Here is a 23,524-nt window from a genome sequence, read left to right as displayed (position 1 = left end):
ATGAAAAATATTTTAACAATGAAAAATATCGTCAAGACTTTTGGTAGTGGACATACCGAAGTGACTGCACTAAAAGGAATTAATTTTAATGTCAAACAAGGAGAATTTGTCAGCATCATCGGTCCTTCTGGTTCAGGAAAAAGTACCTTCTTAACCATTTCCGGTGGGCTACAAACACCTACTTCTGGAGAAATCGCCATTAATGGTCAGTCTTTTTCCGATTTATCTGAGAAAAAAAGAGCCGATTTACGTTTTAAAGAAATTGGGTTTATTTTACAAAGTTCTAATTTGATTCCATTTTTAAAGGTCAAAGAACAATTTTATTTAGTTGATCGAGTCAGCCATCAGAAACAAAACGAAACCGTCATTGATGACTTATTGAAATCATTAGATATTTATGATCTAAAAGAAAGCTATCCTCGAGATTTATCTGGTGGGGAAAGACAACGTGTAGCGATTGCTCGTGCGTTGTTCAATGACCCTAGTTTGATCTTAGCAGATGAGCCTACCGCTAGCTTAGATACAGATCATGCCTTTGAAGTAGTCAAGTTACTTGTCAAAGAAGCACATGAAAAACAAAAAGCAACAGTCATGGTTACACATGATGCTCGGATGATCAAATGGAGCGATCGTGTCTACCGAATGAAAGATGGTGATTTGATCGAAGAAACGGAGGGATGGGATGCCTAAATCGACATTTCTTAATCTGCCGAATGAGAAGAAACAACGGCTTATTGAAATTTTACTTGAAAATTTTTCAGCTCGACATATTAGCCAAGTAAAAGTTGCAGATATTGTCGAAGATATGGCTATGTCAAGAGGGGCCTTTTATAAGTACTTCGAAGACTTGGAAGATGCCCATACCTACACGATCCAGTATTATTCGATTCAAATCCATCGAGATATTCTGAAATATATCAGTCAAAACAAGCAAGACTTTTTTCAAGGAATTGAAAATTACCTTGCGTGGTGTAGTGAACTGGAACAAAAAAGTAGTTATTGGCAGGCCATCCGCTTTTTAACGAGAAGTGATGATTTTACCAATCACCAAAGAACCAAGCCTTCTGCTGAATCAGGAAGATTAAAGGAATGGTTTAAGTTACTGAAGGCAAATGGTTTTCACATTACTTCAGAAGAAGAAGCGATTAGCTTTTTATATTTCGTCATGGATCTTGTGATCAATTCATTGACGGATTACATTGCGAATGACTGGACTACTGATGAGTTGTTGCAAGATTATCGTTACAAGGTAAAATGGCTGCAAAGAGGTTTGTAAACCGAACGAAGTGAATCTTGAATCCACTCGATTCATTTGTTAGCCGTTTCTTTTTAACTGGTAAGTAGTGTCCGTATTCAGAAAAACACTTCGATACTTCTTTGTGTCATCATCGATAACCAAATAAAAACCTTCGATAGAAAGTTCTTATAGTTGAGAGCAACGATTTTTCCTTTTTGATTCTCCGTGATAGAATTTTTATTGTAAGAAAAGAAAAGGGATGACACAGATGAAGAAAATTATACTATTTGGTGATAGCATTGCTGCTGGATTGTACCAGGGGGAGGTCGTCCATGCATTGGACCATGCGTTATCAACGACCTTAAATGCTTTAGGACAAGCTGATTTTAAGATCATTAACTTAGGAAAAAGAGGCGATTCAACGACAAGCAGCCTTGAACGATTGTCTCAACTTCCCCAAGATGAACGTACAGCTGACTACGTCGTTCTTAATGTTGGCGTTAATGATGCAATCAATCAAAGAGATAACCAAGAAGCCTATCGAAAAAACTTGGAGCAATTGATCAACTTTTTTAAACATAGCCAAGTGATTTTGATAGGGCCTAGTTACGTTGATGAAAAGATCAAAACCCAAACAATTCCTGAGATCTTAGTAGAGTATACTCAGATCGCAAAAGAAGTAGCAGATAAGAACAAAGTAAGTTTTATTGATTTTTATCATTATGAAAAATCTTTTGAGGACCCAACACTTTACTTGCAAGACGATGGGTTGCATCCTTCGAAGTTAGGCTATCACTTGCTAGGTGCTTTGATTGCACAATGTATCCAGCAAAAAGAACAAAATTAATCTACAGACCGAGTACCTCAATCTTTGCAGTACTCGGTCTGTAGATTTTTAGTTTCAAGTTTTATCATGACAAAAAGAATGAAGCGCGCTCTATTGGCTTTGACACACGGTAATAAACAACTGTTTTCTAATGGCGATATTCCTTCAACAAACCTTTTTGGATCAAGTCTTGTTTTTGTTTGAGATTCTGGATGTTTTCTTGATAATTTTGTGCATACATCACGGAATAAAGAGTGTTTAAAACATAGTCGAAGGCAATTTGTGAGGAAAATGTTGCCACTTTAGCAAAATCTAATTCATCTTGCGTAACGATGAGTTTCATCGTTGCTTGTTTTGCCATTTCTGAATGTTCATTTCCAGTGATTAATACAGTTTTAGCACCCACATGGTTTAAATGCATCATAATTTTTTCATAATGGTGAATCCTTCCACTATAAGTTAGAAAGATGGCGCAATCCTTTTCTGTTAAATTGGATGCATTCCAAGAAGAATCACTATACTCTTCAGCTAATATCAAAAATTTATTGATCTTGATTAGTTTATTTTGAAATTTGCGTGCTGTGATTTGAGAATCCCCTTTGGCAAAAATAAACATGCGATTCGCTTGATTCAATGCTGTGGCAATCGCATCAACTGACTGTTTCTCCAATTGAAGCTGTGCTTTTTTGATAGATTGGATCGACAAATCGGCCATTTTTTTAGCGATCGATTGACTATCATCTTTATCAGTAAAAGGAAAGTTTGGATCAATGATTTGATTGAACTGGGCTTTCATCTGATGGACTTCACGACCAAATTCAAAACGAAATTCTCTAAAACCAGAAAAACTCAATTTTTTACATAAGCGAATTATGGCTGAATGCGAAGTATACGTCGCTTTTGCCAATTCTTCGATCGTCATATAAACAGCTGTTTCTCTGTTTGCTTTGAGATAATCAGCAATTCTTTTTTCTGTTGTTGTAAATGCTTCTTGTCGTATCAATTGGTCTTCGATTAACATATGCTCACCTTCCTCATCCATCTTACTGAATATCCCTCTTTTTGACTACTATTTTTTGTGTAGGTTAAACATACCTGTCGATTATTCACTTAAAAAGATCACTTTCTTGAACATTTTTTTCTAACTGCGCTCAAATTAACTTTTAAAGGGACCATTCATTTATACTGATAGTAGTTAAAAACAAAAATTGGAGGAAAACGTATGTTAACAATTGCCTATCTAGGAAATGGAAAAAGTACCAACCGCTATCATTTACCTTTTTCACGAAAACTAAAAGATAAGATCAAAATCAAAACGATCTTTTCACGTTCAGAACCCACTTGGGAAACCTTTGAGGATATTCATTACACCAATCAACTGGAAGATCTATGGAATGATCCAGAAATCCAACTAGTTGTCATCACGACTCCGAGCCAATTTCATTATGAATATGCAAAATTAGCCTTAGAGCATGGAAAAAATGTCCTGGTTGAAAAACCGTTTGCTGAAACTTCTGCAGAAGCGAAAGAGTTATTTGAGCTAGCGAAGCAAAAAGATTTATTTATCCAGTGTTATCAAAATCGTCGTTTTGATTCTGATTTCTTGACCGTACAAAAAGTGTTGGAAAGTGGAAAATTAGGCGATATTTTAGAAATTGAGATGCATTATGATTATTTCAGACCTGAAGTTCCTGAATCGGCAACGGAATTTTCAACAGTCAATAGTTATCTCTACGGTCATGCTTGTCACACAGTAGATCAAGTAATTTCTTACTTTGGCGAACCAGATGACATCCACTATGATGTGCGCCAATTATTAGGAACGGGACGAATGAATGACTATTTCGATTTAGATTTTTATTATGGAACAATGAAAATCTCTGTCAAATCAAGCTATTTTCGTATTAAGGAACGCCCAAGCTTTGTGGTTTATGGGAAGAAAGGGATGTTTGTAAAACAGACAAAAGATCGACAAGAAGAGCATCTTAAACTATTTTATTTCCCAGACCATCAAGATTTTGGTATTGATTTACCAGAACACTACGGCACACTTACCTATATGGACCAAAATGGAAACTACCATGAGGAAAAAGTGATTTCTGAAGTAGGGGACTATAGTCGGGTCTATGAGGGAGTCTATGAAACGCTCATAAACGGAGCCGAAAAAGTAGTGAAAGACGAAGAAACACTTCTACAAATGAACATTTTAGAAACAGGGATCAAAGAGATCCAGGAAAAAGAAGCGCAAGCAAACAAATAAACCATTCACTGTTTATGATCATTCTGAAGGATTAAGCAAAGATTGATGAGAAACAAAAAAACAAAACCATTAAAATATGATGGGGAGGACACCTCATGTTTTGACAGTTATTTTGTTCTTATGTACTATAAAATAAATAACTGTAAGGAGGAATTCTCATGACAAATTATAACGGCGAAAAAGGCAAACGTTTAAGAGGTTCGATGGCGCCTAAAACCGATGATGAAGTAGCATTAGCAGGGACAAATTCTGGTGAAACAGAAAACAAACAAGAATCGTTATCTGGCACAAACTCTGGCGAAGCCAAAGATGTCGCTTTATCTGGTTCTAACTCAGTTGAAGAGGAAGAACCAAAGAAACCGAATGCTTTTGAAAAAGAAGTGGAAAAATTAGCGGAAGAAGTAAAAGAAAAATTTGAAGAATTGACATCTAAAAAAGATACTAAAAAATAGATTTGTCAGTTGCTAGTGATCCTATGAAAAAGACAGCTTTTACGCTGTCTTTTTTTATCCAAAAACTATTTTTCCGATTTTAGAAAAAAATGGTGTCTGCGCTTACCTTCTTTGTATTATGCTTTATTTATGAGAATAATTTTTTCTCAGCTAAACATTAGGAGGTAATATATGGAAAATTTTGGGTTACAGTTAATCAATTCGAGTGTGCTTGGACAAACCGATTTCATAAGTCTATTCACGACTTATTTATCAGATTATATGTATTTGTTCTTAGGTGGAGCCGTTCTATTTGTTATTTTGATGTTGTTATTAAGTAAAAAAATGTCCGATAAGCCTGCAAATAAAAGCGGATCTTCAAAAGGTGCTTCTAAGCAAAGCCAATATAAACGAATGAAATAGATCTTATTTTACTTTGAACAGATTGTTAGTTTACTAATAATCTGTTTTTTTGTTATAACTATAAAAAAATATTATAGTAACTATAAATATCATTATATTGAAAAATGTTTCTATCAGAACTATAATTTTCATGAAAATAACATATGAGATGAAAAGGAGCGTGTATCAACATGAGAAAAACCAGTAGAAAAGTAGTGATCGTTGGAACAGGCTTTGTGGGAACAAGTATTGCTTATGCCATGATCAATCAAGGAATTGCGAATGAATTAGTCTTGATCGATGTCAACCAAGAAAAAGCGGAAGGGGAAGCTTTAGACCTTTTAGATGGTATGGCATGGGGCGAAGAGAATGTTGCTGTTTGGTCAGGTGATTATAGCGAATGCAGCGATGCCGATTTAGTAGTAATCACAGCAGGTATCAACCAAAAACCAGGACAAACTCGTTTAGATTTAGTGAAAACAAATGCTGGAATCATGAAGGATATTGTTCGACAAATCATGGGAGCAGGATTCAACGGAATATTAGTTGTTGCTTCTAATCCAGTAGATATTTTGACTTGCATTGCGTGGAAAGAATCAGGGTTACCTTCTTCTCGAGTAATCGGAACAGGAACAACATTAGATACAACTCGTTTTAGAAAAGAAATTGCCTTGAAACTTTCTGTCGATCCTCGTAGCGTTCACGGCTATATTTTAGGTGAACACGGCGATTCTGAAGTAGCAGCTTGGTCCCATACAACAGTTGGCGGAAAACCAATCATGGAATTTGTCGAAAAAGATCATCGAATCGACGAAAAAGACTTAGATATCATTGCTGATAAAGTTAAAAATGCTGCCTATGAAATCATCGATCGAAAAAAAGCGACTTATTATGGAATTGGTATGAGTACAGCACGAATTGTCAAGGCTGTATTAAACAATGAACAAGCTGTATTACCAGTTTCTGCTTATTTATCTGGTCAATATGGAGTGAAAGATATCTTTACAGGTGTTCCATCCATCGTTGATGAAAAGGGTGTAAGAGAAGTTATTGAATTATCAATTACACCAGAAGAAGAACAAATGTTTAAACAATCTGTCAATGAATTAAGAAACGTATTAAACACCGTGAAATAATTGAATGAAAATAAAAAGGAGAATGAGCGTTTTGCTCGTTCTCCTTTTTATTTTTGTTTTAGAAAAAATAGTTCTCTAGGAGAAAGTGAATTGTAATAAAATGGTAGCATATTAGGTAAAGTTTTTGGGAAATGCATTTGAAACAACAAGAAAAAAATGAAGGAGGTGATTGATTTAGAGCAGAATAAGATTATTTTTTTTAAATTAGATGCAATAAATATTCTTTCTTCACTTATGATTATTTTATTCTAGAAAAAGGAGATAAGTACTATAATGCCTATAGATAATGCTGAGTTGATAAAAAAAGAAATTGAATTACGTTCAAAAATTGCTGGGGCAAGTGCTAAAGAAAATTTTTATAGTACCATGAGAGTGAGGGTTGAGCCACTAAAAGGTATGGATAGATTTAATCCTTCTAAACGAACAGAATACCAAAATAAAAAAAAATTTATTAAATTTATAGAAAAAAATACTCAAGAAGCATCGTCAAACAAGAAGGGTTATATACAACAATTGCAAGAGGTAGATAAACAACTTAAACAAGGAACTCTTCGGAATTTTGAACAAATAAGAGGAAAATCTAAAGAAGAAATTTCTATATTACCAGATTCTACTCATAATATGAATAGAACGCCTCGGGCATTTGAACAAATAAAGGGAGGCTCAAAATCATCTGTTCCATTGTCGCATTCTACCCCTAATATGGATAGACCACCAGCTTTGCCACCTAGAGTTGGAAGATAGACTTCATACATAAATAAGAAAAAAAGAAACGTATTAAACACCGTGAGATAATTGAATGAAAATAAAAAGGAGAATGAGCGTTTTGCTGCTCGTTGTCCTTTTTATTTTTGTTTTAGAAAAAATAATTTTCTAGTAGAAAGTGAATTGTAATAAAATGGTAGCATATTAGGTAACGTTTTTGGGAAATGTATTTGAAACAACAAGAAAAAAATGAAGGAGGTAATTGATTAAAAGCGTGATCAGCTTAAAAAGAATAAAAGATGACTGGTAAAATTACTAAATAAACGAAAGGAGATAGTATATGGAAAAGCAGAATACTCAGGAGTCAAGAAGCGGATTAGAAGAATCTGCAGTTCAACAAGATATTCACTCTATACATACAGAGCAAACCGTATCTGATAGGCAACAAAATACTTTTGACAAAGATCAATCGGAGATGATATATGCAGAACTGGTAGGCTTGCCTGAAGGAAAATTCAAACAGAAACCGGAAACAACTATTTATTCAACTATCATTCAGTCTCAATTAAGCTCTTCGGAGAAACAAGAAGATCAGTCTCAGCCTCTAAATAATAAAGGAGAGTCCCTTAAAAAGAATAATTTTGACATTGATGAAGATACTGGATGGGGCACCACTTTAAGTTCTGACGATTCACAAAATGATCGCCAACATGAACGAATTAGTAAGTCAACAAAAAATGACAATGATTCATTAGAGATACAATTTGAAAAAACACAACCTAATCCTCAAACTAACAGCAATTACAAATCTTTTTTTAATGAACTTATCCGCAAGGCAGCGGAAAAAAAGAGTGAACAAAATTTAGCTACATCGTCACATTTATCTGGACATCCTATTCCAGCACCACGTTATAGTAAACTAATTATTGTTGAGAACTCCGAAGGAAGGCTGCTTGGGGTGAATGAAAATACTGGATGGGGCACTTTTTTAGGTACTAAAATTCCTCAAAACAAAAAGCCTATTCCATTACCACGTACTAAAAAAAATGTACAGAAAAGTAAAAAAAATACTCCTGCACAGTGTACTTTTAAAGATCTAAAAGATAAAACGAGTAATATAAATCAAAATACTATTTCTTCTTCAAATGATTTGAATAATAGTAATAGGTCCCATGTAAGATAGATTTACTGCATAATCAAAAAATAACTACTCAGGTTTATAGCAGAGAATTGTACAAAAGAACTAACATCTCCTTATCGTTTTTTTTCGATTATAATTCAAGACATAAAAGGAAAGGAAGAAATTTAATGCCAAGAGAAAATATCTATACAGAAGATCCAACAATAAAAAAGAAAAATGCATAGTCTAAACAAGGAGTACCTGCTTAACTACATCAGGATATGGAGCCAGTTCCACCTTCGCCATTTCGAAGTAGTGTACTTCGAAATATGAAGCCAGCTCCAACTTTACCACCTCGGGCGTTTGAACAAATAAAAGATAGCGCTATGGGAGTCCCAAAACCACCTGTTCCATCGCCGCGTTCTACCCCTAATATGGATAGACCACCTAAAATTGAAAGATAGACTTGCTACATAAACAAAAAAAGAAATTACTTTAGCATAATATATAGAAGCGAAGGGTATAAGAGGAATCATCGAATTATCAATTACACAGCTACACAGCAGAAGAAGAATTGGTTAAAAAATCTGTCAATGAATTAAGAAACGTATTAAACACCGTGAGATAATTGAATGAAAAAAAGGAGAATGAGCGTTTTGCTCGTTTTCCTTTTTAATTTTTTTTAGAAAAAATAGTTCTTTAGTAGAAAGTGAATTGTAATAAAATGGTAGCATATTAGGTAAAGTTTTTGGTAAATGCTTTGAAACAACAAGAAAAAAATGAAGGAGGTGATTGATTTAGAGCAGAATCAGCTTAAAAAGAATAAAAGATGACTGGTAAAATTACTAAATAAATGAATGAAAGGAGATAGTATATGGAAAAGCAGAATACTCAGGAGTTAAGAAGCATATCTGATGGGCAGAAAAATACTTTAGCCAAAGATCAATCGAAGATGATAGATGCAGAGCTAGCAGGCTTGCCTGAAGGAAAAGTTAAACAGAAACCGGTAAATAATATAGGGGAGTCCCTTAAAAAGAATAAGTTAGACATGGATGAAAATACTGGATGGGGCATCACAGAAAGATACTCTGAAAAAACACAACCTAATCCCCAAACTAACAGCCATTACAAATCTTTTTTAAATGAACTTATCCGCAAGTCAGCGGAAAGAAAGAGTGTACAAAATTCAGCAAATGGTTTAGAGACTGACAATATCTTAAGCAGCGGGAATTCTCAGTCCGTTATGATAAATAAATCTCTGTATCATTTGAATGGACGAGCAGGCATTATTACAAATGTCACGCCCGAGACAAGACACAATATTGATAAAACTACTGGGTCTAATATCAATAGATAACCTGCATGGTCGGTTGATGAGATAAACAACAGAGTGAATTTTTATTATGTTAAGGATCTACTTGGCATAATGTATACAATGTAATCAATTTTTAGTGACTCGTTACTTGTATAATAGTGGTGCACTGATCCCTACAGTGTATAATAGAGAAATGCTATATCAGAAATACGATACATTTTTTGTTTCATTTAGATCGGCAGGAATTTAATTTTATGTTAATTTTTCTAATTCAGGGGAAAACAAGAAACCCCATTATTGGTTTTTCTTATTTAAAATTACAAATAAAAATAAAGGAAGAAAAAAATGAAAGAATTACAACCTACAAATCCTGTTAGCGAACAAGAATCACAAACTGCAAATCCTGTTAACGAACAAGATATCGAAGATCGTATAAATCAATTTTTGCAACAAAATGGTGGGAATCCTCCAATAGTATCAAGCAATATTTTTTCTAGAAACAAAAAAACAAACTTAGATGTCTTAAACAAGATAGAAACGCTTGGAGACGACCAACATAGTAAACGTTTAAAAATGTTGCTTCAGGAAATGAACGAAATGCACAAAAATTTAAATAAAGGTAACTTTAAAGGCCTGTTCCTTAGAGATCGAAAAGAAAATTACGAAAACTTTATTAAAGAAGCAGGATCAGATATTTCAGAAATATTATCTTCTCAAAAAAAAATTCAATATAAAGACGCTCTTAAGATAGCACTAGCAGGACTGTCTTACCAAGATAACTCAAACCCAAAAAAAGAATTGTCTAAAGAAAATAAAGCGTGGGTTAAACTTTTTTCTCTATTCAATAAAACGCAACGTGTTTGGATAAATGGACCTGGTCCAATACAACCTGATTATGACGACAACATTAAAAAAATGCGAAATCAATCAAAAAAGTTTGATGAAATCAGAGCTATGAGGAAAGTCAAGAAACTTTCCGAAAACAAACAGGATAAAGCAATCAATAAAAACCCTTCCAAAGAAAAATCAGAAGGTTCTTTCTTAGAAAGATAGAATTCATACATAAACAATAAAAAATAAAGAAAGAGCAACTAGACATAAGATTAGTCGCTCTTTCTTTATTTCTTCTTTTACTCTTTTTATTATTTCTTCGGTTAAACTGTCAAATTAGATTTATTCTCTAAATTAAAGTTGTCAGATGGATTTTGTTTAATAATTCTTCATTGTACAGTTCAAAATCAAAGAAATCTCTCATTGAAATTCCTAATGACGCTTTATAGAACTAAAAACTGGGTAGAAAAACAAGTATCGGTGTCATTAGCGGTCTTAGAAGAGTGTTGGAATGATTCAGGTTGTTATATCGCTGGTTTGATTGCTAACGGACGTAAAGGCATGACAAAACAACACAAACAAATGATCGAGAATTATAAGAGCACTGTTGATCTGATCGTTAGTAAGGAATGACTTGCATGAAATTGAATTGTAAAGATTATGATTGTAGTATGGAAAATGTATCTCTTCGTGGAAAGATCAAAAGAGTGTCGTCCAGATTATGATTGTTTTATTGTAGAGAATGTCACATGTGAATATTGTGGAGTTTTTGTTTCTAATTTTGTAAATTATGGATATGGACTTTTGCAAATCATACTAATATAGACAGATAAAAAATTTATTCGTGTTTAAATCTTGTCAAACACGATTTAATTGATATTTTATAATACAAAATAATTTTAAAATTTTGCAATGGTTCGAAAGAGTCATTTTTTTATCTTTTTAGTTTGATTTCGGTTTGAGGGGGGGTTAATTCACTTTGAATCTACTTTGTATAATATATATTATGTAAACTAAAATATAAAATTTTTATCTCTCTCCTTTAAAAAGCCACAAACCCTCTCTTCTTGCTATTTATTCTATTTCTTTTTACCAGATAGTATAAAAACGATTCTTTTCTTGTTCAACTAATCAGTTATATATATCTACGCATGCATAAACCATTTAGTATTAGAGCTATCCAGAAATCATTCACACCAAAAATAGATTTTGATGTGAATTTATCTATCCATATTTTGTTAGAGCGATGATTGATAGATGTATCCTAGAAAGTAGCGTTTTATCAGTCGATTAATATACCTTTAAAGTGTAAGAACGATTATATGGGGTTATAGACTGTTAAATAAAACTATGATTTATAGCAATCATTCATGCTATTTTAAGAATCCATTTACATCATTATTACGCAACAACTCAACTTAATCTTTAAAGAAATACTATAATCGAGGAACATTAGTTTTTTATCTGTCTATATTAGTATGGTTTGCTGATGCCAAAGTTAAACTAGGAGATGTTTGTGCATATCTTGCCTTAGCTTGTTCAATATTGTTTTCTAGTTTGTTTTCCAAAATTTGTTTTCTTTTAACTATATCAACTACTTTTCGAATCGATTCTAAACATTTTTCATCGACTCTTACGGCTTGATTTTCCCCACATTCTTTCGGTAAATTTTTTAGAAGTGCAACATCGTTCCATACAAAACTTCGATTAATTTCCTGCACTCCTTCAGCAATTAGGGTCGCCCGCCCCTTTTCATGATCAACCTTATATAGGTTATTGTTCCCAAAATATAGTAATGGCTCGTCTTTGTCATAACCGCTCTTGTTTTTAGCATCTAATGGATAATATACTACCGGTTCATTTTTACTCAGCCATTCCTGAAGTTTATGTTTTGAGTGATCAGTATGTTGTACCTCTCCATCATTTTGGTGATGTTCCTGGTCTTTATTGTTTAAAGAACCAACTATATTTATTAGTTCATTTTCTTTTTCTGTTGTCACCCATATAAACCGTGATTTTTTTCTATTAAACAGTTCTTCCAACCCAAATTTAATCAAGGTTGTTTCTTGATTCTGTTGTTTATTGTCTATGACTAGTTTTCTTGAACCGTCACTAAATTTAACGTTACTCGTAATCAATTTTCCATGACAATTTAGGTAGGACTTTTTTTTATTAACAATTTTCTGGCTTGAAATGATCTTATAAAGCTTCTCCTCTTTATGATCATAATATAATAACTGATTTTTCTCGGTATTTTTCGATTTTTTGGGCAGTTTCATGTGTAGTTGTTCATGAAAGTCGTTCTCGTCTCTCTGCTCAAATTGCTGATGAAACCTTAACCCATTCTCCTGTGTTAAATGTTTATGTTCTTGGATTTGATCAGCAGAAAATGCCAGAGATAAATATCGTTCCTCTGGTGATAGTTTGTCGCTTTTCTTCATCGTCATATTCCCTCTCCTTTTATGGCCTTGTATAAAAGTTCGTTTATTTACAGTCGTACTAGTTTTCTTTGCGTTTTTCAAGTAATTACTGAAACAAACAGCTTTTATCCGCTTTCCATTCTATATCTACACTTCAGCTTAAATAAAACTTTTATTTTAAAATGACAAAACAAAAAGGTCAGCATTTTCAATTTTGTTATCTGCAAATCACCTATTCACCAGCGTGCAAGGTGCAATCGGTTAAGTTGAACAATCATTCGCTGATGAAGTCTATCCAAAGATTCATAAAAAAACATCAAAGGTAGTAGTACGCCTTTGATGTCCTTAAACTTGGTTAGAATATTCATTTTAGTAATGATCCCCACTTTAAGACTAAAACAAATAATAATCACTCGTTCTTTTTATTCAATAAATCCGAAGACTATAATCATTTTATCTAGACGGGTCATTAATTTTTTGTTGAGGTTGTGGTGCAGGACGTTTCATTCTCCGTCTATTTAGAGCAGTGAGATTAGTGGCACTTTGAGTAAAGTTACCATGTTTGATTAACGCTTGAGCGTGCGTCGTCGCATCTTCTAACGAACTTCCACCTTGACTAATGTTCTCTACTGATTTTGTCTTCGTCATTTCTGCGGATTTAGTGGCAGCATGGATATTGAGTTCGCTTTTAGTAATGCTAAGAGCTTCGGTTAATGCTTTTGCGCGGTTTGTCAAATCTTCTATCGTACTTCTACCTTGAACGATATTATTTGCTTGGTTTATCTTCGCTATTTCTACAAATTTAGCGGCAACGTCGGAGGATATACTCCACTTTGAGTTGTTTGGAACGTTGGATGCTATTACTTTATCCCCTGATTTGAGCTTGCCGTTGTAAATTTGGACATTTTTAGCAACCTGCATAGCACTTTTTTGTTTAGGATCAACTAAATATAAATCGTTATCTTTCAATAAAAGTATCTTCGTATCTTTATTTCTGTTTTCATGCTTCTTGAGGTTATATACGTTATCATAATCAGGGTCTGTAGGAAAATGTTTCCGAGCCTCTTCATGATAAGCAATTTTCTTTTCCAGTTCTCCTTTTGGTAACCATATCATTCCATTTGACAACTCGAATTTAGAGAATAAATCTATTTTCACAGTTGTCTTCGGGTCCATTAATGCAATATGTGTTGCATCAGGCCAATTATAGAGGTTTTCACCAGCAATCAAATAAGCGTTTACAACTTTCGCTTTACGATCATCAATCGTTTCAATCTTTAATTTATAAAGAAAATCTTTCATTTCCCCTTCTTTATAATAGAATAGATCTTGGGCTAGATGAGGAGTTGGATTTTTTGGTATTGGCAATGATGAAAAGGCTTTAGCATTCACCATCCGACCCGATCGACTCTTTATCTGCTGTTTCTCCTCCATAATTTTAAAACCTTTTAGCCGCTGATTAATCTTTTCTAAAGTTTCCCCATCCACGCACATCGTTGCCGTTTTATCTCTTTTTTTCTCATCTCTATCTTTAGTAAAATTCCTTTCAAAGAAATTATTGGCATAAGCATTTTCCACATTGGAAGATCGGAACAGAGTAACTCTCATCCCTTGACTATTTCTTTTGTAAAATGTCCCTTTTAGATGTTCTACGTTATCAGCGATGAGTTTCGACTTCCTATTCTCTGTGTCCAATTGATAGAGATTGCCTTTGTGTAACATTAATTGAACATTCACTATGAGATCGGAGGACGTTCGCTTCGGGATCCCTATCTTGAGACTGTCACCAATGTATGTTTCATCTGGTTCTGTTATTGTACGCGCTGCTTTTTCGGCTTCTTTTGCTTTTTCGTAACGCTCATTCTTTTGGATGATATCGTACACTACACGTGAATTAACAAATAACGTGTGAGTATCCTTTGAATCATTTTTCGTCATCTTAGCGGGTACAACTAAATTCTGGTAGCTGTTTTTCTCTTTGCTTCCTTGTGTCAATTCATTATCTTTAAACTCTACATCCTCAGCAATTACATAAGCTGTTCCTTTTCTTGTTATTTGGTCAAAATTTTCAATGAAATAGAGTTTTCCATTGTTCAAGCATAATAGTTGATCGCTTGGATCATTATCTAGAATCTCATCTAGATTTTCTATTGGTTTTTTTATCTTATTGGAGAATACAGAGTTATCAGTTGCACGTTCTGAAATACTATGTGCTACCAATAGACGATAGTTCACATCAATCTTATTATTTGTCGTTTGATTTTGATCTTCCCTGATTTGCTCTTCAGAAAAACTCAGCTGTTTATACAACTCCTGCTCATTCGTTAGCGTTGTACTCTCGCTTTGATTATTTGTTTTCGGCATAGTGATTGCACCTTCCTATTTATGTTATTTTTACATAAAAACTTGTTTGTTTAGTTCCTAAACTTTTTTAAGTTCTAAGCTGTAAAACATTTCTAAAAACTAATATTTTTGGCGCACTTTGATTTTATACTTATTACCTGTAAGAAATAATCCTTCAATAAATTTCAATAATTACCTAGATGTTCCAGGTCTTGTTCCGATTGAAACGCATGAACGAGTGTCCATCTTCTGATTCTGATTCAGGAGTTGTCTTTGAGTTTGGCTTTTTCCTTTTGAGCGTTTTTGCAACTCTACTACATTATTACTTAGTTGAGGAATGTTCCTCGATTGGTTTATTTTTGCTATTTCAAAAATTTTAGAAGCTTTGTATGAAGATATTGGCCATTTCATATTTTCATTATGCGATAAGTTGGATAAGAGTATTTTATTATCTGATTTGATCTTACCATCTTCAAAATTGACATTAGCGGCAACCTTCATAGCCACCTTTGATTTATGATCAACTAAATACAAATTGGTATCTTTCAACAAAAGTGTATATACATCTTTGTTTCTATTTTCATGAGAAATCGTTTTTTGGAATTCAATAAAATACGCCACTTTCTTTTCTACTTCCCCTTTTTGTGTCCACACCAATCCCGAAAACAACTTTGGTACAGGAAATAAATTTAATTTTATATTTTTATTGATATCGTTTAATGCAAGATGGCTTTTATGAAGTTGATTATCAAGGTGTTTATTAGTAAGCAAATAAGCTTTTTGGACTTTCCCGCGATCGTTAATCTCTAACTTATAAAGAGCACGTTTGTCGTAATCGTAATAGATTGGGTCTTTATCGTTGTGAAGGTTTGGATCTTTTACTATTGTTAACTTCTTTAACGATGATATGCTATCAACATCCACCTCAGGCCAAGGTTTACTTTCTATCTGATCCTTCTTTTCCATAATTTCAAAATATTGTAATCGCTGATTGATGTTCTCTAGGGTATCGGCGCTTACATACTTCGTTTGAGTTTTTTCTCTTTTTTCTTTAGTAAAAAATGATCTTATCAAACCTATATTGTGAGACTCTTCAAGAGTATTAGGACTGAATAGCACCATTCTTAGCCCTTGCTCATTTCTCTTATAGATTGTTCCATATTGAAATTTTACGTTATCTGCGAGTAGTTTTGACTGTTTATTTTGGCGGTCAATTTGATAGAGCTTATCTTCATGCAACATTAATTGAACTTTCATTTCCGGATCCCTAGTTCCATACTTGGGGATCCCTATCTTAAGACGCTCACCAATATATGTTGGATCTGGTTGTGCTACTGTACGAGCTATCCCCTGAGTTTCTTTTGCATTTTCGAAAATCTCATTATTCTTGATAATATTGTACACTAAACTTGGACTAGCAAGTAACGTGCGAGTACCATTTTTCTTATTTTTTGTCATCTTAGGAAATTTAATTAAGGTTTGGTTGATGTTATGCTGAATGTTCGCTTGGAACAATCGTTTATCTCCATACCATACTTCCTCAGCAATTACATAAGCTTTTTTTTCTCCTTTTTGTGGGTCCAAATTTTCAATATAATAGAGTTTGCCTTTGTGTAAGCATAGTAGTTTATTCATTGGATTATCATCATGAATATTACGTATTTTTTCGCTTGGTATTTTTATATCATCGAGCAATTTAGAGAACTCATTTTGATGGTTTGAAATCATACCATCCAACAATATATGATCATTCACATCAATACGTTCACCTATTTTTTGTTGTTGATCTGTTTCGATTTCTTCTTCAGAAAAATTCAGATGTTCATACAGCTCCTGATCATTCGTTAACGTTGAACCCTCGATTTGATTATTTGTTTCCGGCATAATGATTGCACCTTCCTATTTATGTTATTTTTTGCATAAAAAATAATCATTTGTTTAGTTCTTAACCTTATTAAATATCTGGCATATAAGATTTTGTCGAAACAAAAGATTTTTTAATGCGCTTTTATTTTATAATTATTATTTGTGAGAAATAATCCATTAATTTCCATAAATAGAAATAAAAAGCACCACAAGAAATAACTTGTTATTCTCTAATTTTTTATGAATTGTCGTACCCACTTCTGCGAGCTTTAGCTGTTAACTTGTCTAAAACGACAATTTTCATTCTTAAACATCTAATGTTCAAATCTTATAATCACTAACAAATCAATAACCGACATATTCATTGATGTTATAAGTAAGTGAGCTTAATTCCTTGATAATAAACGGACTTAACCTAGCATTTCCAATAGAAAAAGATCTTAAAACACAAATGTGTTCTAAGATCTTTAGTTATATATTTTACTAATTTATCATGATACTTTTATGATAAAAAAATTTCAAAGTGAATTATCAAGCTCTATTATAGCTGTGAATGTGGTTTATTTCCGGTAATCAACCAAAATACTGATGCCATAATTGTGTCAATACGGGTAGAAAGTAAATGATTACTAGTGCTGCGATGACCATCAGTAATTGCTTGCGTTGTTTCTTTCGTTTCAACAGACTACTTGTTTTGTGTAAAAAGTATGTAGCACTTTTCGCTCCAGCAGTTAGTGTTGATAGTAGCAGTGTAGGTGAGTAAGCCGTAGGGTCTTTCGTGATAGACAATAATTTCGTACCATATTCTGGATATTTTAATAATGCTTGATAAACAGCAACGATCGTGATCGTTCCCATCAAATAATTTAACAATGAATGAACTTTTTTCAAACGCTTAAACTCCTTATTTATAAATCGTATGTTATTTTTGGATAAATAAATCAACACTTTTCGGAATAATTATTTTTCTTCTTTATTTTTTTCTCCTGATTTTTCCATCCACGGAAAAGAAAAACCGATCGAATAATCTGCTTTTAGTTCTAGTACCGCATCAAACTTCCCTTTTTTGCCAGTCAACCCTTTAACTACTTTACTAGTCTTACCTTTAGACAATAATTCCCGCATCATCGTTTTCGTCAGCTTCTTCTTTGCAATCGTTGGCCAAAGTTTAAAATCACAGGAAGCATTGGTACAAGTTGCTACTTTTGGATACAACATGACGATCCCTTGTTTACACTTTGGACATCTGCCTAGTTGATCATTTTTCTTCTCCAGCGCTTTGATTTGGCGCGTTCCAGTGATTTCTTCAGATAAATCGACTGAAGTCAGTTGTTTTGGCACGGATTCGAGTAAATGAAGGATGAATTTTTTGATGTTTGCTAAAAAGACTTCGGGTGTGCCTTCATTGTTACCGATCTTTTTGAGGTATCCTTCCCACTGAGCAGTCATTTCCGCACTAGTCAACAAAGGTTCTTGAGCGACCGCTTTACAAAGAGTGATTCCTTTAGCCGTAACAGTGATTTCATTTTTAGTGACCTCGATATAGTGACGTTGCTTTAGATTTTCAATAATATTGGCTCGAGTCGCTTCTGTTCCGATTCCCTCAACTTCTTTTAAGATTTCCTGTGCTTCTTCATCATCCAATGTTTTCCCTGCCGTTTTCATCGCAGTGATTAGTGTTCCCTCGTTGTATGGTTTTGGTGGTTGGGTTTCTTTTTGAATACTTTTCAGATCAACGCCGACCACCTGACCTTTTACCACATCTGGTAATACTTGGACTTCTTTCTGCTTGCTTTTGGTTGCTAAGATCATTTGCCACCCTTTTTTGATTGGGATTTTCCCTGTACTTTTTAAGCGAAGTTCTTGGACACCAGTATAAATTGTTGTTTCTTCATATACATAATTTTCGGCAAACATTGCCATAGTCGTTTTCGCTACTTGTAAATAGATGGCTTGTTGCAGACGTGATAATTGCGCAAAACGTTCCTTGGAAGGAATCGTTTTTGTTGGAATAATTGCATGGTGTTCTTGGACTTTTGTCGCATCAACATATCTTTTTTTCGACCATGTTTCAGGAGTCTCTACGCTGCTGATCCCTAAAAAATCTTTATAACGTACTAAGTTTTTCACCAAGTAGTGATGTTCATTTTCAGTAATGTAAGTAGAATCTGTCCGAGGATAGCTTAAAAATTTCTTTTCGTAGAGCCCTTGGGCAGCATCTAATGTCGCTTTGACACTCACCTTCATCAATTGGTTCATTTTTGTCTGGAGACTAGATAAAGAAAATAAACGTGGACTACTTAGTTGTTTTTCTTTTTTAATGACCGATAAGATCTGTCCTGATTGCTTCCCTAAATGCGCACCTGATTTTTCAATTGCTTGATGTAGTGCTTCGAGAGTTTTAAAATTCTGTTTGGGATCGATTTTCCCAGTAAACCGTCCATCATCACAACTGATCGTCGCTTCTATTTCATAGTATGGTTCTTTTTTGAAGTTTTTAATTGTTTCTTGTAACTGATAGATCATATATAAGGTTGGCGTTTGGACACGTCCTAAAGAAAAGCTGCCATCGATCCCTTTTTGTTGCAGTAAGAGACTATATAATGGACTCCCGTTCATCCCGATCAACCAATCCGCATTCTGTCTAGCTTTCGCTTCTTTATATTTAGGAAAATAGCTCTCGCCTGGACGAAGGTTTTTAAAGCCTTCATAAATCGCCTCTTTTTCCAGCGAATTGATCCACAAACGTTGATACTTTTTGCTTTTGGTGAAGGCTTGTGCTTGAATGATAATCGACCAAGCAATGGCTTCTCCTTCACGGTCTCCATCTGTCGCAATAATGATCGTATCCGCTGATTGTAATTCCTTTTTGACGATTGAAAATTGTGCTTGTTTTTCTTTCGGCACTTCATAGCGGAAGGTTTCTGGGAAAATTGGTAAGTTAGCTAAGGACCATTTACTCCAGCGTTCTTCATATTCACCAGGAGGGACCATGTCCACTAAGTGACCGAATCCATAAGTAATCGTTACTTCCCCACTAAACAACGGATCAACGATCTCATAATACCCTTCGTGACGTATTCGTTTCTTAAATGTTTCAGCATAAGCTTTTGCTTGGGAAGGTTTTTCAGCCAGTATAACAGTTTTCATTTTATCCCCTCCATGATTCTCAGTCTTAGAACAGACTTCTTTATTATGGAACAAACATTCGCATATGACAACCCAAAAACTATTTTTTCAAAAGAAAAAAACGACTGAAGACCCTTGTCTAACAGTCGTTTTATGAACTTAGCTTTTACAATTGGTGAAAATCCAAAGTGTTGAATCGTCCACCTATTAAAAATGGAGGACTTTTACCTAAACGAAGTGAAATAGATGATTACAGAGAGTAACTTCCTATTTCTTTTCTTCCATTTATTTACTTAAAAAATCACTGATTGCTGCGCGATTGGCGTCATTGTCGATCACCAAAATACTTCCGGCATAACTACTGTTTCCGAAGTTCCATGAACCTTCAACAGGCACACTTAAGCGATCCACACCACCGACACCTCGAGCAATCGACAAGAGATTTTTGATAATAAACAATGATGAAACATCCGTTGAGGTATAACCAATGGCTTTTCCGGCAGCGTAAGGGGCACGAATCAAGTTTAGGGGATTTTTTAGCTGACTAAAAATCGTATTCATGACTTGTTGTTGCCGTCTTACTCGACCAAAATCACCTTCTTCGTCTTTTCTAAAACGTGCATACTGTAAAAGTGTATGACCATCCATTTTTTGGACACCTTTTTTGATATCAACACCATCCAGATTCAAATCTTTCTCTGCATCGATCTTGATACCATTCATAAACAATGCATCGACCACTTTTTCAAACGATTTAAAATCGACTTTTGCGTAATACTGGCAATCAAGTCCAAAATTTTCTTTGATGGTTTGACGGACCAGATCAGCACCGCCATAAGCATAAGCTGCATTGATCTTATTTTGACCAACTCCTGGAATTGTTACAAAACTATCACGCATAAATGAGATCAATTTTGGTTTATGAGCAGGTCCATCTAACTGTAACACCATAATCGTATCTGCACGACCAGCATCCTCACCTCTCGTGTCACTACCTAATATCAGAATATTATGTGCGCCACTCGAAGACTGTACACCATCAAATGATTCCGTTGTAACACTCGGCAAACTGGTATCATGTTCTGCCATGGATTTCCCGACAAAAAAGGAAATGACTGAAAATAAGAATAAAAATAGGATAATGCCTAGAATGATTTTCCCCCACGAACGTTTCTTTTTTGGACGAACTTCTTTTGGCTCTTTCTTCCTCTTAAAAAAGCTTTTCTTCGTTTGATTAAATCCTTTTTTGTTTCCTGCTTTTGCATAGGAATAAGGGGTTTGATAGTCATTAGCTTGTCCTTCTCTGGAAGAATAAGAAGAATCCTGATCAGGTTGATAGATCCGAGTAGCTTCATCTCTTGAATCATTCAACGCTTTGTCCTTTTGACGTTCACGTCTAAAAAAACCGGTTGATTCTTTTTTTAATGGTTTTGCTTTTTTATGGATGTTCTTATAACGATCCATCCGACTCATTTTGTTTCCTCCCTGCTATCTGTACAAGTAAATAAAGGATACGCTATCTTCTTGATAAAAACAGCTATTTGAACCACAATTTAATAAAAAATAACGAAATGAGACAAGCCATTACACGTAAAGCTCGTCACACTTCTTGTTCTAATCGTTCTCGTATGTTCTGGACTGGCATTTCTCGATGTGTCCACAGTTCAAAAGCAATTGCTCCTTGATGAATCAACATACCTAAACCATTATAGGCTTTGATTCCCATTTTTTTGGCTTCTTGGATTAATCGTGTCTCACTAGGGGAGTAGATCAAGTCAAAGACGGCTAATTGCGAATGCAACAACTTTACATCAGCAATCGGTATTTGGTCTTTCTTGCTTCCCATTCCGATATCAGTTGCGTTGATCAATAGATTCGCCTGACTTAATCCTAATGCCAGTTGACTTTCGTCCGCATAATCATGTAGTCGGATGGGACAACCTGTTTTCTCAGAGACTTTCGCAAAATACTCTTTTAGTGGTAAAAAAGTGGCATTCAAACGTTTGTAAATCGTGATTTCTTGTGCGCCTTCTAGTGCCATTTGTACGACAATTGCTTTTGCTGCACCACCTGCTCCCAGAACAACGATTTTTTGATTTTTGATTGGATGCCCCGTTTCGTTGACGGAACGTACAAATCCTATACCATCTGTATTGTAGCCAATCAAACGTTGCTCCTGGTGAACGATCGTGTTGACCGCTCCGATCAATTCCGCTTCAGGGCTTAACTGATCAAGGTATGCCAAGACAGCCGTTTTATTCGGCATTGAAACATTTACGCCCAACATATCTAATGTGCGGATACTCTCAACGGCTTGTCTTAGGTTCGTTTGATCTACCTCAAAAGCCAGATAAACGGCATCAATACCCCAATGTGAAAATGCCAGATTGTGCATGAGCGGTGAAAGACTATGAGAAGCAGGCTTTGCAAAAAAGCCTGTGAGTTTTGTTTTACCAGAGATCATCTTTTTCCTCCTTATAAAATAAAACAACCATCCAATCCTCGTAAACATGACACGAGACATCAGATGGTCGATTGTTTAGTTCTGTTTCTTGTGCTTTTTCTTATGTCTATGATTGACGAGTCTTTCTAAGTTTAAAGGAGGTATGAGAAACTTGTCAACATGATTGTCAAACAAGCGGGGCCTCTTTCTCATTCATTTAAAACAAATCAATGTACTATAGGCATACTAGGCACAAAGTAGAAGGAAAAGCAGTCAGTAATCAAAAACTAATCTAACACTTCTTCAAAAAATTGTAATAGATCCGCTAGTGACAATTGCTCTTTTTCTTCTTTAGACAAATCTTTCACGATCCGTCCTTTTTGTAAAACGATCAGACGATTCCCATAATTCAAGGCATCTTCCATCCGGTGGGTGATCATCAAGCACGTCAAGTGTTGTTCAGTAATCCTGCGATTGGTTAATTGCATCAATGATTTGGCAGTTTTAGGATCGAGCGCTGCTGTATGTTCATCTAATAGCAGCAACTCAGGCGCTTCAATGGTCGCCATCAACAAACTCAATGCTTGGCGTTGCCCTCCTGATAATTCCCCAGCTGGCGTATCTAAATGCTGCTCCAACCCATTTCCAACTTCTTGACACAATTGATAAAATGTTTCTCTTTGGTTCTTTAGGTTACGGAGACGAAGGGGTCTTTTCTTTCCTCTTTTTTGAGCCAAAAGCAAGTTCTCTGCTACTGTCATCCTTGGAGCTGTGCCCATCTTAGGATCTTGGAACACCCGAGAAAGAAAAGAAGCCCGTTTTTCTTCTGTTTCTTTCGTGATATTCCGCTCTTTAAAAGCGATCGACCCTTGACTTAATTGTAATGTTCCTGCGATCGTGTTGAACAGCGTACTTTTTCCCGCACCATTTCCACCAAGGACCGTAATAAAATCGTCTTTATTGATTGTCAAATCAATTCCATCTAATAATACTTTTTCTTCGTTCATGCCATTGCTAACGACTTTTTTTCCATTTTTAATTGTGATGATCGCTGTCATGG

The 23,524-nt window shown here is 34.7% G+C and carries 21 protein-coding genes; 12 read left to right on the top strand and 9 right to left on the bottom strand.

Annotated features, from left to right (window positions below):
• The 3 genes from IGK81_RS06370 (at position 1) to IGK81_RS06360 (ending at position 2,084) form a co-directional block, all read left to right on the top strand.
• Positions 1 to 690: an ABC transporter ATP-binding protein gene (locus IGK81_RS06370; protein WP_010737568.1), complete on the top strand. Its 690-nt coding sequence runs from the start codon at positions 1 to 3 to the stop codon at positions 688 to 690.
• Entirely contained in the window at positions 683 to 1,276 is a 594-nt protein-coding gene (locus IGK81_RS06365; protein WP_034697944.1) for a TetR/AcrR family transcriptional regulator, read from the top strand. The genes IGK81_RS06370 and IGK81_RS06365 overlap by 8 nt, the downstream gene beginning before the upstream one ends.
• Positions 1,277 to 1,505: 229 nt before the next feature.
• Entirely contained in the window at positions 1,506 to 2,084 is a 579-nt protein-coding gene (locus tag IGK81_RS06360) for an SGNH/GDSL hydrolase family protein (RefSeq protein ID WP_034697942.1), read from the top strand.
• Between the two features lie 127 nt (positions 2,085 to 2,211).
• On the opposite strand, the gene IGK81_RS06355 is transcribed toward IGK81_RS06360, so the two are convergent.
• Positions 2,212 to 3,084, bottom strand: a complete 873-nt coding sequence (locus IGK81_RS06355) for a MurR/RpiR family transcriptional regulator (protein WP_034698518.1) — start codon at positions 3,082 to 3,084, stop codon at positions 2,212 to 2,214.
• Positions 3,085 to 3,285: 201 nt separating this feature from the next.
• On the opposite strand from IGK81_RS06355, the gene IGK81_RS06350 reads away from it, so the two are divergent.
• From IGK81_RS06350 to IGK81_RS06310, 9 genes are all read left to right on the top strand, one after another.
• Positions 3,286 to 4,323 (top strand): Gfo/Idh/MocA family oxidoreductase, encoded by a 1,038-nt coding sequence (locus IGK81_RS06350; protein ID WP_010737564.1) that lies wholly within the window; start codon positions 3,286 to 3,288, stop codon positions 4,321 to 4,323.
• A gap of 158 nt (positions 4,324 to 4,481) precedes the next feature.
• Positions 4,482 to 4,775 carry a hypothetical protein gene (locus IGK81_RS06345; RefSeq protein ID WP_034697939.1) on the top strand — a complete coding sequence of 98 codons (294 nt, stop codon included), beginning with the start codon at positions 4,482 to 4,484 and terminating at the stop codon, positions 4,773 to 4,775.
• A gap of 171 nt (positions 4,776 to 4,946) precedes the next feature.
• Complete coding sequence (locus tag IGK81_RS06340; protein WP_010719176.1) at positions 4,947 to 5,177, top strand: hypothetical protein; 231 nt, start codon at positions 4,947 to 4,949, stop codon at positions 5,175 to 5,177.
• 170 nt (positions 5,178 to 5,347) lie between these two features.
• Positions 5,348 to 6,292 (top strand): L-lactate dehydrogenase, encoded by a 945-nt coding sequence (locus IGK81_RS06335; RefSeq protein ID WP_034697938.1) that lies wholly within the window; start codon positions 5,348 to 5,350, stop codon positions 6,290 to 6,292.
• A gap of 273 nt (positions 6,293 to 6,565) precedes the next feature.
• On the top strand, positions 6,566 to 7,036 hold the full coding sequence (locus tag IGK81_RS06330; protein ID WP_034697936.1) for a hypothetical protein: 471 nt from the start codon (positions 6,566 to 6,568) through the stop codon (positions 7,034 to 7,036).
• A gap of 301 nt (positions 7,037 to 7,337) precedes the next feature.
• A complete protein-coding gene (locus tag IGK81_RS06325; protein ID WP_051641752.1) occupies positions 7,338 to 8,180 on the top strand; it encodes a hypothetical protein in 843 nt (280 codons plus the stop codon).
• Positions 8,181 to 8,991: 811 nt separating this feature from the next.
• Positions 8,992 to 9,474, top strand: a complete 483-nt coding sequence (locus tag IGK81_RS06320) for a hypothetical protein (RefSeq protein ID WP_051641751.1) — start codon at positions 8,992 to 8,994, stop codon at positions 9,472 to 9,474.
• A gap of 303 nt (positions 9,475 to 9,777) precedes the next feature.
• Positions 9,778 to 10,485: a hypothetical protein gene (locus tag IGK81_RS06315; protein WP_034697932.1), complete on the top strand. Its 708-nt coding sequence runs from the start codon at positions 9,778 to 9,780 to the stop codon at positions 10,483 to 10,485.
• 213 nt (positions 10,486 to 10,698) lie between these two features.
• Positions 10,699 to 10,896 carry a hypothetical protein gene (locus IGK81_RS06310; protein ID WP_034697930.1) on the top strand — a complete coding sequence of 66 codons (198 nt, stop codon included), beginning with the start codon at positions 10,699 to 10,701 and terminating at the stop codon, positions 10,894 to 10,896.
• A gap of 827 nt (positions 10,897 to 11,723) precedes the next feature.
• On the opposite strand, the gene IGK81_RS06305 is transcribed toward IGK81_RS06310, so the two are convergent.
• The 8 genes from IGK81_RS06305 to IGK81_RS06270 form a co-directional block, all read right to left on the bottom strand.
• Entirely contained in the window at positions 11,724 to 12,710 is a 987-nt protein-coding gene (locus IGK81_RS06305) for a hypothetical protein (RefSeq protein ID WP_034697928.1), read from the bottom strand.
• A gap of 426 nt (positions 12,711 to 13,136) precedes the next feature.
• Positions 13,137 to 15,047 carry a hypothetical protein gene (locus tag IGK81_RS06300; protein ID WP_051641750.1) on the bottom strand — a complete coding sequence of 637 codons (1,911 nt, stop codon included), beginning with the start codon at positions 15,045 to 15,047 and terminating at the stop codon, positions 13,137 to 13,139.
• A gap of 171 nt (positions 15,048 to 15,218) precedes the next feature.
• Entirely contained in the window at positions 15,219 to 16,910 is a 1,692-nt protein-coding gene (locus IGK81_RS06295) for a hypothetical protein (protein WP_438757727.1), read from the bottom strand.
• Between the two features lie 555 nt (positions 16,911 to 17,465).
• Positions 17,466 to 17,750, bottom strand: coding sequence for a hypothetical protein (locus tag IGK81_RS06290; protein WP_174270245.1), 285 nt, complete (start codon positions 17,748 to 17,750; stop codon positions 17,466 to 17,468).
• Positions 17,751 to 17,852: 102 nt separating this feature from the next.
• The gene (topB, locus tag IGK81_RS06285; protein WP_431393346.1) at positions 17,853 to 20,042 is read right to left on the bottom strand and encodes a DNA topoisomerase III; all 2,190 of its coding nucleotides are present in this window, start codon (positions 20,040 to 20,042) and stop codon (positions 17,853 to 17,855) included.
• Positions 20,043 to 20,306: 264 nt separating this feature from the next.
• Positions 20,307 to 21,494, bottom strand: coding sequence for an LCP family protein (locus tag IGK81_RS06280; protein ID WP_034697922.1), 1,188 nt, complete (start codon positions 21,492 to 21,494; stop codon positions 20,307 to 20,309).
• 127 nt (positions 21,495 to 21,621) lie between these two features.
• The gene (locus IGK81_RS06275; RefSeq protein WP_431393348.1) at positions 21,622 to 22,485 is read right to left on the bottom strand and encodes a shikimate dehydrogenase; all 864 of its coding nucleotides are present in this window, start codon (positions 22,483 to 22,485) and stop codon (positions 21,622 to 21,624) included.
• A 266-nt stretch (positions 22,486 to 22,751) separates the two neighbouring features.
• Positions 22,752 to 23,522, bottom strand: coding sequence for an ABC transporter ATP-binding protein (locus IGK81_RS06270; RefSeq protein ID WP_431393350.1), 771 nt, complete (start codon positions 23,520 to 23,522; stop codon positions 22,752 to 22,754).
• Between the last annotated feature and the right edge of the window lie 2 nt (positions 23,523 to 23,524).

Origin of the sequence: Enterococcus sp. DIV0703, from assembly GCF_051711065.1 — a bacterium.
In the GTDB taxonomy this organism is placed as follows: Bacteria; Bacillota; Bacilli; order Lactobacillales; family Enterococcaceae; genus Enterococcus_B; species Enterococcus_B hirae.
This window is presented reverse-complemented; position numbering and strand designations above follow the sequence as displayed.

What these genes read in the sequence shown, in the direction of transcription:
- IGK81_RS06330 (WP_034697936.1), top strand. Translation starts at nt 6,566, where the DNA reads ATGCCTATAGATAATGCTGAGTTGATAAAAAAAGAAATTGAATTACGT.
- IGK81_RS06295 (WP_438757727.1), bottom strand. Translation starts at nt 16,910, where the DNA reads ATGCCGGAAACAAATAATCAAATCGAGGGTTCAACGTTAACGAATGAT.
- IGK81_RS06345 (WP_034697939.1), top strand. Translation starts at nt 4,482, where the DNA reads ATGACAAATTATAACGGCGAAAAAGGCAAACGTTTAAGAGGTTCGATG.
- IGK81_RS06370 (WP_010737568.1), top strand. Translation starts at nt 1, where the DNA reads ATGAAAAATATTTTAACAATGAAAAATATCGTCAAGACTTTTGGTAGT.
- IGK81_RS06315 (WP_034697932.1), top strand. Translation starts at nt 9,778, where the DNA reads ATGAAAGAATTACAACCTACAAATCCTGTTAGCGAACAAGAATCACAA.
- IGK81_RS06270 (WP_431393350.1), bottom strand. Translation starts at nt 23,522, where the DNA reads ATGACAGCGATCATCACAATTAAAAATGGAAAAAAAGTCGTTAGCAAT.
- IGK81_RS06290 (WP_174270245.1), bottom strand. Translation starts at nt 17,750, where the DNA reads ATGGGAACGATCACGATCGTTGCTGTTTATCAAGCATTATTAAAATAT.
- IGK81_RS06300 (WP_051641750.1), bottom strand. Translation starts at nt 15,047, where the DNA reads ATGCCGAAAACAAATAATCAAAGCGAGAGTACAACGCTAACGAATGAG.
- IGK81_RS06350 (WP_010737564.1), top strand. Translation starts at nt 3,286, where the DNA reads ATGTTAACAATTGCCTATCTAGGAAATGGAAAAAGTACCAACCGCTAT.
- IGK81_RS06355 (WP_034698518.1), bottom strand. Translation starts at nt 3,084, where the DNA reads ATGTTAATCGAAGACCAATTGATACGACAAGAAGCATTTACAACAACA.
- IGK81_RS06305 (WP_034697928.1), bottom strand. Translation starts at nt 12,710, where the DNA reads ATGACGATGAAGAAAAGCGACAAACTATCACCAGAGGAACGATATTTA.
- IGK81_RS06365 (WP_034697944.1), top strand. Translation starts at nt 683, where the DNA reads ATGCCTAAATCGACATTTCTTAATCTGCCGAATGAGAAGAAACAACGG.
- IGK81_RS06280 (WP_034697922.1), bottom strand. Translation starts at nt 21,494, where the DNA reads ATGAGTCGGATGGATCGTTATAAGAACATCCATAAAAAAGCAAAACCA.
- IGK81_RS06325 (WP_051641752.1), top strand. Translation starts at nt 7,338, where the DNA reads ATGGAAAAGCAGAATACTCAGGAGTCAAGAAGCGGATTAGAAGAATCT.
- IGK81_RS06320 (WP_051641751.1), top strand. Translation starts at nt 8,992, where the DNA reads ATGGAAAAGCAGAATACTCAGGAGTTAAGAAGCATATCTGATGGGCAG.
- IGK81_RS06340 (WP_010719176.1), top strand. Translation starts at nt 4,947, where the DNA reads ATGGAAAATTTTGGGTTACAGTTAATCAATTCGAGTGTGCTTGGACAA.
- IGK81_RS06275 (WP_431393348.1), bottom strand. Translation starts at nt 22,485, where the DNA reads ATGATCTCTGGTAAAACAAAACTCACAGGCTTTTTTGCAAAGCCTGCT.
- IGK81_RS06335 (WP_034697938.1), top strand. Translation starts at nt 5,348, where the DNA reads ATGAGAAAAACCAGTAGAAAAGTAGTGATCGTTGGAACAGGCTTTGTG.
- IGK81_RS06310 (WP_034697930.1), top strand. Translation starts at nt 10,699, where the DNA reads ATGACGCTTTATAGAACTAAAAACTGGGTAGAAAAACAAGTATCGGTG.
- IGK81_RS06360 (WP_034697942.1), top strand. Translation starts at nt 1,506, where the DNA reads ATGAAGAAAATTATACTATTTGGTGATAGCATTGCTGCTGGATTGTAC.
- topB (WP_431393346.1), bottom strand. Translation starts at nt 20,042, where the DNA reads ATGAAAACTGTTATACTGGCTGAAAAACCTTCCCAAGCAAAAGCTTAT.